Below are 12,178 nucleotides of genomic sequence, written 5' to 3'. Positions count from 1 at the left end.
CTTCCCATGATCAACAACGGCGCTGGGTCAAGGCCCTGTCGCTACTGCCGGACGGGATGCATGTGACGACGGCGATGGTGGCGGCGTACTTCGAGGTCGGCCTCGAAGCCATCAAGTCCAACGCATCACCCACATCCTGAGCAAGACCGGGCGCGAGTTCGAAGAACACGTCGTCGTGCAAGGCGGCGGGAGGAACCGCGGCATCGACATCACCGCGCTCACGGCCGGCGGACGGCAGCTCGTCGTCCAGTGCGACGCCCTGAACATCGCGGCGGAGAGCGGCATCACCGCCGTACATCGTGGACAACCGGACGGCGACAAAAGGCCCGAAGCCGCAAAACAAGGTTGCGGCTTCGGGCCTCCGTCATGGCACCGGCCGATCTCTCACGAGAAGGGCGGTCAGAGCAGCTCCTTCGGAGGCGTTCGCTCGCTGTCGACCTTCTGCACCCGCTCCAGCTCACCCCACACGACATACCGGTACGTGCTCGTGTACACCGGCGTGCAGGTCGTCAGGGTGATGTAGTGGCCCGGCTTCTTCCTGCCGGACTCCTTCGGGACCGCCGAGAGGACCTTGACGTTGTACTTCGAGGTCTCGGGAAGGATGTCGTAGACCTTGTAGACGTACCACTTGTCCTTCGTCTCGAAGACGATCGGGTCGCCCTTCTTCATCTTGTCGATGTTGTGGAACTTGGCACCATGACCGTCGCGATGGGCGGCGAGAGCGAAGTTGCCGGTCTTGCCCGACATCGGGAGAGCCGACTTGACCGGATCGGTGTAGTAACCGGCGACACCGTCGTTGAGGATCTTGCTCGAGGTGCCCTTCTCGACCAGGACCTCACCGTTCTTCATGGCCGGCACATGCAGGAAGCCGATGCCGTTCTTGGTGTCCAACGCCCCGGGCCCACCCCGGCCGTGCGCCCAGCCGTCACGAACCTTGTCGGCCTGCTTCCCGGCCGCGCGGTCCGCGACCACGTTCGTCCACCACAGCGAGTAGACGACGAACAGGCCCAGCACCAGGCCCGCGGTGATGAGGAGTTCCCCGAAGACACTGACCGCCATCGCGATCGGACCGGGACGGCGGCGTGCCGCCGACGGCCGGGACGCCGCCGCGCCGGTGTGCTCTTCGTGCTCCGTGTCGGTGGTCGCTGCCACTGGTCATCTGCCCTTAACTGACGAGCGCATCCGGCTTGCCCTTGCTGCGCGGCCGTTCCTCGACCATCTTGCCCCAGACGATCATCCGGTACTTGCTGGTGAACTCCGGCGTGCACGTGGTCAGCGTGATGTAACGGCCGGGCCCGGTGAACCCCGACCCCGTCGGGACCGGATTCAGGACGCTCGTGTTGCTCGGCGAGGTCACCGGCAGGATGGACGACATCTTGTACACGTAGTACTCGTCCTGCGTCTCCACGACGATCGGATCGCCCGGAGACAGCTTGTTGATGTACCGGAACGGCTCACCGTGCGTGTTGCGATGACCCGCGAGCCCGAAGTTCCCCGACTTGTCACCGGGCATCGCGGTCTTCAGCGCACCCTCGGCGTAGTGGCCGACCATGCCACGGTCCAGGACCCCCTTGTTGCTGGTGCCCTCGGCGATCGGCACCACCACGTCCAGCTTCGGAATGTGCAGGATGGCGAAACCCTGCCCCGGCTCGAAGGCCCCCGGATTGCGCTTGCCGCTCGCCCAGTCGTTCTGCAGACTGCTCGCCTCGCTGCCCGCCTGCGCATGCGCCCGGACGTTCGTCCACCACAACTGGTAGGTGACGAACAGCAGCATCAGCACACCGGTGGTGATGAACACCTCACCGATGGCCCGACTGGCGACCACCGCCGGGCTCGCCTTGCGCGCCCGCGCCTGCCGCCTCGCCTCGACCCGCGACAGCGGCGCCCGCCGCTCCTCCCGAGCCTCCTCAGCCCTCTGCGCGGATCCCGCAGCCGAGCCCGTGCCCGGAGCACCGCCATGACGCCCGTGACGGCGCTTGGCGGCCTTCCTGCGGGCCGCCCGGCCCCCATGGGAGGATCCGGCACGCCGCGCAGCGGAAGAGGCCGGAGAACCGGACACGGCGGCACTGCCCGCGGCCGGCGGATCCGGTATCCGCAGCGCCACCGTCTCCTCGTCGACAGGCGGCAGATACGACTCGTCCGGCAGCGGCTCGTCCGGCAACGGCTCGTACGACGCCGAGTACGACCCTGGCTCCGGCGCAAACAACTCGGACCGGGACGCGACCGGCTCCGGCTGGGCCCCGTAAGACTGCGACTGCGGCGGCTGCGACGGCGCCTCCGGCCGCGGAGAAGCCCCGTACTCCCCACCCGCCGGCCAGTCCTCGAACGCACCCGGCACCCCGTACGACTGCTGCCCGTACGAGGTGTCGGACTCGCGCTCGGGGCGCAGCGCCGTCACGCCGAGGCCCTGCCCACCACCGGGGCGAGCCCGGCCGACCTCGCCACGGCACCCTGGTCGCCGCACTCCACCAGCCAGTTGGCCAGCATCCGGTGCCCGTGCTCCGTCAGCACCGACTCGGGATGGAACTGCACGCCCTCGACCCGGAATTCACGATGCCGCAGACCCATGACGATGCCGTCCTGCGTCCGGGCCGTCACCTCCAGCTCAGCCGGCACCGTCTCCGGCTCGGCCGCCAGCGAGTGATAGCGCGTCGCCGTGAACGGCGACGGCAACCCGGCGAAGACACCCCCACCGGCGTGCTCCACCAGCGAGGTCTTGCCGTGCAGCAGCTCGGGCGCCCGGTCCACCACACCGCCGTACGCCACCTGCATCGACTGCATACCCAGACAGACCCCGAAAACCGGGACCCCGGTGGCCGCACAGTGCCGAACCATCTCGACACACACCCCCGCCTCCTCCGGAGTCCCCGGCCCCGGAGAGAGCAGGACACCGTCGAAACCGTCCTGAGCGTGAGCCGTCGACACCTCGTCGTTACGCAGGACCTCGCACTCGGCACCCAGCTGGTACAGGTACTGGACCAGGTTGAAGACGAAGCTGTCGTAGTTGTCGACGACGAGAATGCGCGCACTCACTGGTTGTCCACCGTCACATCGTTGAAGGGCAGCAGCGGTTCCGCCCACGGGAACACGTACTGGAAGAGGACGTAGACCACGGCCACGACCAGGGCGAGTGAGATCAACGCCCTCACCCACGTGTTCCCCGGCAGATGCCGCCAGATCCAGCCGTACATGCCGTCCCTTCCGTCGTACCACGGCACCAGACCCACGCCGTACAGCCACCAGACTAACGGCGCAACGCCTCAGGTTCCCCGGCCTCCACGGGCTGTGTGGAGTCCAGGTGCGCCCAGACGATCAACCGATGACTGTGCCCCCATTCCGGTTCGCACGTGGTCAGCGTCAGATACCGGCCCGAACGCGTGTACCCGGATGTACGTGGGACAGGGTCGATCACCTCGACATCCGTCGGCACTGTTTTGTACGGGCCTTTGTCGATCCGATACGTGAACCAGGTCCTACCGTCGGTCAGCACCACGGCGTCACCCCGCCGGAGCTCGGGAAAGTCCTTGAAGGGATCACCATAGGTACGGCGGTGGCCGGCGACCGCGAAGTTCCCCTTCTGCCCCAGCTGCGCGGTCTCCGCGTAGTGCCCCAGCCCCTTCTTCAGGATGCCGGTACCGGTGCCTTCCAGGACCGGCTTGTTCCACGTGAAACCAAGGCGCGGAATGTACATGATCGCGAAAGGCCTGCCCTCGGCGTACGGCGCCGGTCTCGCAGGACTCGCGGACGCGGAACCGGACGTCACGGGAGGCGCGCCCGCCTCCGACCACTGCTCCCGAAGCTGATCGATCTGGTCGTCCATGACGTCGTCGGCCCGTACACCCGTCCAGAACAACGCGTAGACCACGAACAGCACGATCAGGCTGCCCACGGTGATGCACAGTTCGCTGACGGTCCTGACGATCACGCGCACCGGCAGCTCCCCCGGTTCGGCTACTGCTCCACAGGCTTCGCGTAATGCAGATCCACTGTGCCCGAGTAGCCGGGCAGAGTCACCGGGCCGTTCTCCTCGACTTTCCAGCCGAGCCCGTAGACATTGACGTAGACCATGTAGTTCTGGATCGCCGGAGAGGCCGCGAGCGCCTTCTGGAGCTTGTCCGTGTCACCGACCGCCGTGATCTTGTACGGCGGTGAGTAGACACGGCCCTGGAGGATCAGCGTGTTGCCCACACAGCGCACCGCGCTGGTGGAGATCAGCCGCTGGTCCATGACCTTGATGCCCTTGGCACCGCCCTGCCACAGCGCGTTCACCACGGCCTGGAGATCCTGCTGGTGGATGACCAGGTAGTCGGGCTGCGGCTCGGGATAGCCGGGGAGCTTCGCCGTGGCGTCCGGCGGAGCGTCGTTGAGCGTGACCGTGAGCCCCTTGCCGCTGAGCCGCTGCGTGCCCGCCCGCTCCTCCAGGGCGCTGAGCTTCTCGTCCTCCGCCTTGGTGCTGCCGTCGTCACGCTCGGCGAGCGCCTCTATCTCCTTGCGCAGGGTGCCGTTGGTCTCGTCCAGCGCACCGTTCCCCCGGCTCCGCTCGTGGATGAGGTCGGACAGCTTCAGCAGGGAGGTGTCCGTACGGATGTTGGTGCCCTTGGCGGTGTTGAAGCTGGTGAAGAAGATGAGCCCCGCGAGAGCGAAGACGGCCGCCGTGAGGATCCGCACGGGCCGAAAACGACGCGCGCGCTCAGGGTTGGAACCCGTCCCGGGGGAGTCGGCAGAATTGCTCAACGTACCCTTATCTCCTTCGGCGCCGCGGAAGCACTACGCTAACGGACGCCCGGGGGAGCACTCGGAGTCCCCTACGCCACCCCGAGCCCGACCCAGTTCCCTGCGCGGCCACGCAGCGCATCGACAGGAGAGACCCTCGTGCCGAAGTCACGTATCCGCAAGAAGGCCGATTACACGCCGCCGCCCGCGAAGCAGGCGACAGCCCTCAAGCTGAACAGCCGTGCCTGGGTCGCGCCCGTCATGCTGGCCATGTTCCTGGTGGGCCTGGCCTGGATCGTCGTCTTCTACGTCACGGACGGCTCGCTGCCCATCGACTCTCTGGGCAACTGGAACATCGTGGTGGGCTTCGGCTTCATCGCCGCCGGATTCGGTGTCTCGACCCAGTGGAAGTAGCGGTCACCGGACGGTGAACGCAGCTCTGCCCAGGGCTGTTCGCTGAGTTATCCACAGCAGTTATCCACAGGTGGATAATGAAGACGATCTGTGGATAACTCGTTGGACGTTGACGCCGGTATGACGGAAGTACCGGTAGTCGAAAACCTGTTCGCCCCCTGTCTGACCTGCGGAAACGCAGGTCGGTTACAGGGGGCACATGTGTTCCCGCACCGTGTGCACAAGATCCGACACCCGCTGTGGACAACACTCGCGCTCAGCTGAGCTGGGCGGTCCTCAACAGGGTCATCAGAACGACCACGCCCAGGACCAGCGCACAGGTGCCGTACTGGATCAGGGCGCGTCGCTCGCGCGGGGCGTGGACCATGGCGTATCCGACGACGACACCGGCGACGAGACCGCCGATGTGGGCCTGCCAGGAGATGTTGAAGCCCGGGCTGAAGGTGAAGATCAGGTTGATCGCCAGCAGGGCGATGATCGGCCGCATGTCGTAGTTGAGCCGGCGCATCAGCACGGCCGTGGCGCCGAAGAGGCCGAAGATCGCGCCGGAGGCACCGAGGGTCGCGGTGTTCGGAGGGGCCAGCAGGTAGGCCAGTGCGCTGCCCGCGAGTCCTGAGACGAAGTAGAGCGCGAGGTAGCGGGCGCGGCCGAGTGCGGCTTCGAGCGGGCCGCCGAGCCACCAGAGGCTGAGCATGTTGAACGCGATGTGCCAGATCTCCTGGTGGGTGAACATCGATGTCACCAGGCGGTACCACTCGCCGTCCGCCACGCCCTGGGTGGGTGTGAAGGGTGCGGGCGGCCAGGCGCCGAGCAGGACGATGTCGTTGAGCAGCGACTCGTGGACCTGGACGGCGATGAAGACCGCCAGGTTGATGCCGATGAGGATCTTGGTCAGCAGGCGGGGGTCGGACGCGATGCTGCCGCCCGCGATGGTCCGGGGCATGGTGGCCGTGGGTGCGTGGCCGGTGCCGGAGCCGCTGCGGACGCACTCGGGGCAGTGGAAGCCGACGGAGGCGTTGACCATGCATTCGGGGCAGATCGGGCGTTCGCAGCGGGTGCAGCGGATGCCGGTCTCGCGGTCCGGGTGGCGGTAGCACTTGGGGACGCTGTGGGCGTCCTGCGAGCTGCCCGCAGCCTGGTCGTCCATGAGATCCCCTGGGTCGTTGGTGAAGAAAAGCCGGCCCCGCCCTTCCTTACGGATGAGCGGGGCGATTGGTTCCCTATGGGAGCCTTCGCGCTCAGCGGGTCTCGATGACGACCGACTCGATGACCACGTCGTTGAGCGGCCGGTCGGTGCGCGGGTTCGTCTGGATCGTGGCGATGGTGTCCACGACCTTCTGGCTGCCCGCGTCGGTGACCTCGCCGAAGATGGTGTGCTTGCGGTTCAGCCAGGCCGTCGGGGAGACGGTGATGAAGAACTGCGAGCCGTTGGTGCCCGGGCCGGCGTTGGCCATGGCCAGCAGGTAGGGCTTGTCGAAGCGCAGGTCCGGGTGGAACTCGTCCTCAAACTGGTAGCCGGGACCGCCGGTGCCGTTGCCCAGCGGGTCTCCGCCCTGGATCATGAAGCCACTGATCACCCGGTGGAAGACCGTGCCGTCGTAGAGCTTGTCCGTGGACTTCTGGCCCGTCTCCGGGTGGGTCCACTCCCGCTCGCCCTGGGCGAGCTCGACGAAGTTCTTGACCGTCTTGGGGGCGTGGTTCGGCAGCAGCCGGACCTCGATGTCGCCGTGGTTGGTCTTCAGGGTGGCGTAGAGCTGCTCAGCCACGATCTGCCTTCCGTTGTCTTTCTGTGACTCCCTGATCCTCGCATGGACGGGGCTCCGCGTCGCCCGACCTCCGTTCAGCGGAGGGAAACCGGGCCGATCGGTTGCAGAAAACCGGTCTGGTCGTCCCGGGGCGGGGGCGCCTGGCAGCGATCCGTGGCATTGTCGACGACAAGCTCACGTTGCCCCCTATTCATCCGTAGTTGTACTCGATCAAGGCCATCGGCACCCGTATGCCCGTCTCGCATGGCGCGAAGCGTCCGGACAGGCATGATCCGTAAAAGGGTGGAAAGTCGAAATACCGTACGCCACCGAGGAGGAGGATCCCGTGACCCGCATCGACAGCGTGCGCGCCGCGACCGGTTCGGCGAAGGACAGCGTGCTGCACGCCGCGGAAGTGGTGGCGCCCTACGCCGACACGGCCAAGGACAGGGCCGCGCACTACGCACAGGAGGCGCGCGTACGGCTGGCGCCCAAGGTGACGCAGGCCGCCGGACAGGCACGTGTCCAGTACGGCGCCCATGTGCAGCCATATCTGAATCAGGCCCGCTCGCATGTGCCGCCGAAGATGGACCAGGCCGCCCACGAGGCCGCCGTCCGCACCCGTAAGGCCGCCCGGCAGGCGGCGGAGTACTCCCGGCCGAGGCTGGAGCAGGCGGTGGCCGCGGCTGGGCCCGTCACGACCGAGGCGGCGGCGCGGAGTGTGGCCGCGATGGCCGCGTTGCGCGGTCAGGTCTCGTCGAAGGAGATCAAGAAGCTGGTCCGCAAGCAGGAACGGCGGGCGAAGGCCGGCCGGGCCATGAAGTCCCTGGTGATTCTGGGGGCTGTCGCGGGCGGTGCCTTCGCCGCCTGGAAGTGGTGGGACAAGCAGGCCAATCCGGACTGGCTGGTGGAGCCGCCCGCCGCGACGGAGGTCCCTGAGTCTGGCCGTCTGTCCTCTGTGGACGGCAGTGGCCAGTCGGTGCTGGACCCCGAGGTGGAGGCGAAGCAGGCCGAGGAGGAGGCCGCCCGGCGCGACGACCGTTCCTGACGGCAGCCGCCCCTACAGCACGGCGGGGCGGGAGACTTGAGGCTCGTCCTTGGGTCCCCCGCCCCGCCGTGCTGTTTCACGTGAAACACCGGTCGCTGGGGGCGCCTGGGCCATGGAAAATGCCCTCCGGACCGCGTTTCCGCAGTTCGGAGGGCATCCGGTTGTGGAGCCTAGGGGAGTCGAACCCCTGACATCTGCCATGCAAAGACAGCGCTCTACCAACTGAGCTAAGGCCCCGGAAGAGGAACGACCAACCGGAGAAATCACGTCTCGGTGGGCGTCGGAGACCAGAGTACCGGGTCACCCCCGTGATTCCGCAAAAGGATTGGGGGTCCCCGTGACCGACCACTCTCCGTAAGATGCTCGGCGTGGTTCGCTACCGCGAACCGCCGTACTTGGGGAAGCGATGGGGAGACGCAATGGACGCCGCACAGCAGGAAGCCACCGCAAGAGCGCGGGAGCTGCAGCGGAACTGGTACGGGGAGCCGTTGGGGGCGCTCTTCCGTAGGCTGATCGACGATCTTGGTCTCAACCAGGCTCGTCTCGCGGGGGTTCTGGGACTGTCCGCGCCGATGCTGTCGCAGCTGATGAGCGGTCAGCGGGCGAAGATCGGCAACCCTGCCGTGGTGCAGCGGGTACAGCTGCTGCAGGACCTGGCGGGGCAGGTCGCGGACGGCAGTGTGAGCGCGGCCGAGGCCACCGAGCGCATGGAGGAGATCAAGAAGTCGCAGGGGGGGTCGGTGCTCAGCAACACCACGCAGACGACGAGCAGTTCGGGGGCGCCCACGGTCAAGCGCGTGGTCCGGGAGATCCAGTCGCTGCTCCGCTCGGTCGCGGCGGCGGGCGACATCATCGATGCGGCGGACACACTCGCGCCGACCCACCCGGAGCTGGCGGAGTTCCTCCGGGTGTACGGCGCCGGCCGCACCTCGGACGCGGTTTCGCACTACCAGTCCCACCAGAGCTGATCCCGCAGCCCGGCGGGCCGAAGGGGGTTCGGCAGCCGGCTCGGGTGATGTGACGGGGGGTGCGGGGGTGTGGGGGATGGACCGCTGTTACGGGGGACAGCGCAGGGCCTGGACGGCACAGGCGGACACGTGGGGGCGTGTTCCGCACGGGGGGCCGGCCGGCGCGGGGGATTCGTATCGCTCATCGGGGGCCGCACCGCTCGTCGGGTCCGGCACCGCACCGCCTGTCTCGTCGGGTCCGGCACCGCCCGTCGGGAGCCGTTCGGCCCGTGAGGGGGACTCGTTTCGTCCGTCGAGGACTCGTTTCGCCCGTCGGGGAGTCGTTTCGCTCGCCGAGGGGGAAGCAAGGGGGGAGACCGCAGGGGGAGGAGCGACGTACAGCCATGGGTGAGGTGTTCGCCGGCCGGTACGAACTGGTCGACCCGATCGGGCGTGGAGGGGTCGGTGCCGTCTGGCGTGCCTGGGACCACCGCCGTCGTCGCTATGTGGCCGCCAAGGTCCTGCTCCAGAGCGACGCGCACTCGCTGCTGCGCTTCGTCCGGGAGCAGGCTCTGCGGATCGACCACCCCCATGTGCTCGCCCCCACCAGCTGGGCCGCCGACGACGACAAGGTCCTGTTCACCATGGATCTGGTGGCGGGTGGTTCCCTGGTCCACCTCGTCGGGGACTACGGCCCCCTGCCTCCGGCCTTCGTCTGCACCCTGCTCGACCAGCTGCTGTCGGGGCTGGCCGCGGTGCACGCGGAGGACGTCGTGCACCGTGACGTCAAGCCCGCCAACGTGTTGCTGGAACCGACCGGCACGGGTCGGCCGCGGCTGCGGCTCTCCGACTTCGGCATCGCGATGCGGCTGGGCGAACCCCGGCTGACGGAGACGAACCTGGTGGTGGGGACGCCCGGCTATCTCGCGCCCGAGCAGATGATGGGCGCTGAGCCGGACTTCCCCGCCGACCTGTTCGCCGCTGGGCTGGTCGCGCTGTATCTGCTGGAGGGCGCCAAGCCGGACAGCAAGGCGCTCATCCAGTACTTCGCCGAGCACGGGACGCCCAGTGCCCCCAAGGGCATTCCGGAGCCGCTGTGGCAGGTGGTGGCCATGTTGCTGCAGCCGGATCCGCAGGCGCGGTTCCGTACGGCCACGGGGGCGCGCAAGGCGCTCGCCGCCGCCGCGGAGCTCCTCCCGGAGCCGGGACCGGACGACGAACTGATCGAGATCTTCGACCAACTCGGCCCGCTTCCACAGGGGTTCGCCCCAGAGGGCCCTCTGGAGAGAGCGCGGGGGCTCGGCCCGAGAGGGGAGCCGGCCGGCACGGGGACAGGCGAGGAGAGGCCAGGGCAGAGGCCCGGCGAGAGGCTCGAACACAGGGCCGACCAGAGCGTCGGCGAGGAGCAGCCCCGCGAGGACGCCCAGGCGCCCTCAGGATCGGACCCGGCGTCCCACACCTCCGGCGGCACCGACGGCACCTGGCCCACCCCGGGCGCACAGGCCGTAGGCCCCGACCCACGCCAGGGCACCGCTTCCCCGGCCGCTCCCACCCCACCGCCTTCCATGTCGGACACCGGCAGCTTCCACCTGCCCCCTCCCCAGGCCACCGTCACCCCGTCCACGTCACCCGGTCGGCCGCACGACGCGCACCCGCTGCCCCCTTCCCAGCCACTCCCCCCGGCGTACGCCTACCCGAGCCACGCCGGCCCGACAGGCCACCCGAACCACTCGAGCCACCAAAGTCACCCGCTGCCCCCCGCAGCACAGCAGCGCACCGGCACGTCCACCGCCTCGTACACCGCCCAGTCCCCGCAGACCCCACCGCCCGGGCAGGCGACTTCCCGGCACCGAGCGCCTCGCCCTCCCCGATCCGGCCCTCCGGCCCGCGTGGCGATCCCGCTGCTGCTCCTCGCCCTGGTCTGCTACGCCGTCGGTTTCTGGGCCCTGAGCCGTATCTGAGGCCCGAGGGCCCCGCACCGGCATGGCGTCCGGCGGGCTATGCGGCGCTCCTTCGCCTGGCCAGCACGGTCCACACCCCGAGCCCCACCAGCAGTGCGCTCCCGGTGCCGATCCCGCCCACGGCGACCGCGCGCATCGCGGTGTCGTCACCGCCGGTCACGCCCTCGGCCGCCGCCTCCCGGTCCTGTTCCGTGACCTCGAAAACGCCCTTGGGCTCGGACTCCCCCGCGTACCGGGGCCCGTCCTGCGCCGCCCCGCTCACCCGTACGCGCAGGGTCATCTTGAAGGGCCCGTCCCCGAAGCTGTCGGCGACGCTCTGCGCGAGATGGGCGACGAGGTAATAGGAGCCGGCGAAGCGCAGCGCACCGATCTGCTCGGTGGCGGCGTTGCGGTTGGCGTGGGCGACCGGCGGCAGGACAGGCAGGCTGCCGGACTTCTGGTCACCGTCGTATCCGACGGCCACGTCGGCGACATGGCCGCGCGCGGGGTTGTAGAGGTCCAGGTCCAGGGCGCTCGACGTGTAGCCGGTGCCGCCGGAGTCCGAGCTGCCCAGCTCGGCGGTGATGTGGAGCTGCTGTCCCCAGTCGACGGGGACCTCGTAGAAGAGCGTCTGGCCGGGCCGGAGGTCGTCCCGCCAGACTCCTTGTTCCAGGGGTGTCGCTCCGGTGAACCCGGCGCCGCCGCGGCGCCGCTCGGCCTCGCCCTGGAGGGGCTGGGGTGAGGCGGAGTTCCACGCCTCGGGCGCGCTGGTCGGCCCGGCCTTCGCCGTGCGCGGCTCCGTCATGGCGAGGAGTTCCAGATCCCAGGCGTCGGGCGAGGAGCCCTCGCCGTGCGGGTCGACGCGTTCGACGGAGACGTAGTAGGTGCCGGCCTCCCGGCACAGCGACTGGGTGGGAGATATGTCGCGTCTGCCCCACGCGGCGATCGGGTGGGGACTGCGGGCGGCCCCGAAGCTCTCGGTGTCGACGGAGCAGGAGGTGCCGTCGTCGTTCTGCAGGGAGACCTTGAGCCCGTCGATGACGGAGACGGTGCTGTCGGGGGAGGGTACGGCGGTGACGGAGACGTAGGCGTTCGACGTGGCGTCGAGTTCGATGCGGTAGCTGATCTTGCCGCTGCTCGGGAGGGAGCTCCTGTAGGGCGTGCCGGGCGTCAGACTTTTGGCGTCGGCGGTGCTCTTCGCGCCCTCGATGTTCTGGGCGCCGGCGGCGAAGCCGTACGGGCTGGGTGACACGGCGGTCCCGGAGTCCCGTGGGACGGCCAGAGCGGCCCGGCCCGGGACAACCGCGGCTGCCGCCCCCAGTACCACTGCCACGGCACTCATGCGCAGGGCCACCGGCGGACGGCGGTGCC

The 12,178-nt window shown here is 68.8% G+C and carries 14 protein-coding genes and 1 tRNA gene; 4 read left to right on the top strand and 11 right to left on the bottom strand.

Annotation, left to right across the window (positions count from 1 at the left end):
- Positions 1 to 10: 10 nt before the first annotated feature.
- The 7 genes from ABZ016_RS31085 to ABZ016_RS31055 all read right to left on the bottom strand — a co-directional run bounded on the left by ABZ016_RS31085 (position 11) and on the right by ABZ016_RS31055 (position 4,734).
- Entirely contained in the window at positions 11 to 298 is a 288-nt protein-coding gene (locus ABZ016_RS31085; RefSeq protein WP_356920020.1) for a hypothetical protein, read from the bottom strand.
- A gap of 101 nt (positions 299 to 399) precedes the next feature.
- Complete coding sequence (locus tag ABZ016_RS31080) at positions 400 to 1,152, bottom strand: class E sortase (RefSeq protein WP_356920019.1); 753 nt, start codon at positions 1,150 to 1,152, stop codon at positions 400 to 402.
- Positions 1,153 to 1,165: 13 nt separating this feature from the next.
- The gene (locus ABZ016_RS31075; RefSeq protein ID WP_356920018.1) at positions 1,166 to 2,398 is read right to left on the bottom strand and encodes a class E sortase; all 1,233 of its coding nucleotides are present in this window, start codon (positions 2,396 to 2,398) and stop codon (positions 1,166 to 1,168) included.
- The gene (locus ABZ016_RS31070; RefSeq protein ID WP_356920017.1) at positions 2,395 to 3,033 is read right to left on the bottom strand and encodes an aminodeoxychorismate/anthranilate synthase component II; all 639 of its coding nucleotides are present in this window, start codon (positions 3,031 to 3,033) and stop codon (positions 2,395 to 2,397) included. Before ABZ016_RS31070 ends, ABZ016_RS31075 begins: the two co-directional genes overlap by 4 nt.
- The gene (locus tag ABZ016_RS31065; protein ID WP_059417127.1) at positions 3,030 to 3,227 is read right to left on the bottom strand and encodes a hypothetical protein; all 198 of its coding nucleotides are present in this window, start codon (positions 3,225 to 3,227) and stop codon (positions 3,030 to 3,032) included. Before ABZ016_RS31065 ends, ABZ016_RS31070 begins: the two co-directional genes overlap by 4 nt.
- Before the next feature lie 17 nt (positions 3,228 to 3,244).
- Positions 3,245 to 3,931: a class E sortase gene (locus ABZ016_RS31060; protein ID WP_356920016.1), complete on the bottom strand. Its 687-nt coding sequence runs from the start codon at positions 3,929 to 3,931 to the stop codon at positions 3,245 to 3,247.
- A gap of 20 nt (positions 3,932 to 3,951) precedes the next feature.
- Positions 3,952 to 4,734: a DUF881 domain-containing protein gene (locus ABZ016_RS31055; protein ID WP_356920015.1), complete on the bottom strand. Its 783-nt coding sequence runs from the start codon at positions 4,732 to 4,734 to the stop codon at positions 3,952 to 3,954.
- Positions 4,735 to 4,872: 138 nt separating this feature from the next.
- Between ABZ016_RS31055 and crgA the strand changes: the two genes are divergently transcribed.
- A complete protein-coding gene (gene crgA / locus ABZ016_RS31050) occupies positions 4,873 to 5,127 on the top strand; it encodes a cell division protein CrgA (RefSeq protein WP_356920014.1) in 255 nt (84 codons plus the stop codon).
- Between the two features lie 256 nt (positions 5,128 to 5,383).
- Here the strand turns inward: crgA and ABZ016_RS31045 are convergent, their stop codons facing one another.
- Both ABZ016_RS31045 and ABZ016_RS31040 read right to left on the bottom strand, forming a co-directional pair.
- A complete protein-coding gene (locus ABZ016_RS31045; RefSeq protein ID WP_356920013.1) occupies positions 5,384 to 6,274 on the bottom strand; it encodes a rhomboid family intramembrane serine protease in 891 nt (296 codons plus the stop codon).
- A 91-nt stretch (positions 6,275 to 6,365) separates the two neighbouring features.
- Entirely contained in the window at positions 6,366 to 6,893 is a 528-nt protein-coding gene (locus ABZ016_RS31040) for a peptidylprolyl isomerase (protein WP_345661446.1), read from the bottom strand.
- A gap of 325 nt (positions 6,894 to 7,218) precedes the next feature.
- Between ABZ016_RS31040 and ABZ016_RS31035 the strand changes: the two genes are divergently transcribed.
- The gene (locus ABZ016_RS31035) at positions 7,219 to 7,920 is read left to right on the top strand and encodes a DUF5324 family protein (protein WP_356920012.1); all 702 of its coding nucleotides are present in this window, start codon (positions 7,219 to 7,221) and stop codon (positions 7,918 to 7,920) included.
- Between the two features lie 164 nt (positions 7,921 to 8,084).
- On the opposite strand, the gene ABZ016_RS31030 is transcribed toward ABZ016_RS31035, so the two are convergent.
- Positions 8,085 to 8,157, bottom strand: a tRNA-Ala gene (locus ABZ016_RS31030).
- A 182-nt stretch (positions 8,158 to 8,339) separates the two neighbouring features.
- On the opposite strand from ABZ016_RS31030, the gene ABZ016_RS31025 reads away from it, so the two are divergent.
- Both ABZ016_RS31025 and ABZ016_RS31020 read left to right on the top strand, forming a co-directional pair.
- Complete coding sequence (locus ABZ016_RS31025) at positions 8,340 to 8,888, top strand: DNA-binding protein (RefSeq protein WP_030846998.1); 549 nt, start codon at positions 8,340 to 8,342, stop codon at positions 8,886 to 8,888.
- Between the two features lie 383 nt (positions 8,889 to 9,271).
- A complete protein-coding gene (locus tag ABZ016_RS31020) occupies positions 9,272 to 10,828 on the top strand; it encodes a protein kinase (protein ID WP_356920011.1) in 1,557 nt (518 codons plus the stop codon).
- Positions 10,829 to 10,865: 37 nt separating this feature from the next.
- On the opposite strand, the gene ABZ016_RS31015 is transcribed toward ABZ016_RS31020, so the two are convergent.
- Positions 10,866 to 12,149, bottom strand: a complete 1,284-nt coding sequence (locus ABZ016_RS31015) for a hypothetical protein (protein ID WP_356920010.1) — start codon at positions 12,147 to 12,149, stop codon at positions 10,866 to 10,868.
- Between the last annotated feature and the right edge of the window lie 29 nt (positions 12,150 to 12,178).

This window comes from Streptomyces sp. NPDC006372 (assembly GCF_040612515.1).
GTDB lineage: Bacteria > Actinomycetota > Actinomycetes > Streptomycetales > Streptomycetaceae > Streptomyces.
This window is presented reverse-complemented; position numbering and strand designations above follow the sequence as displayed.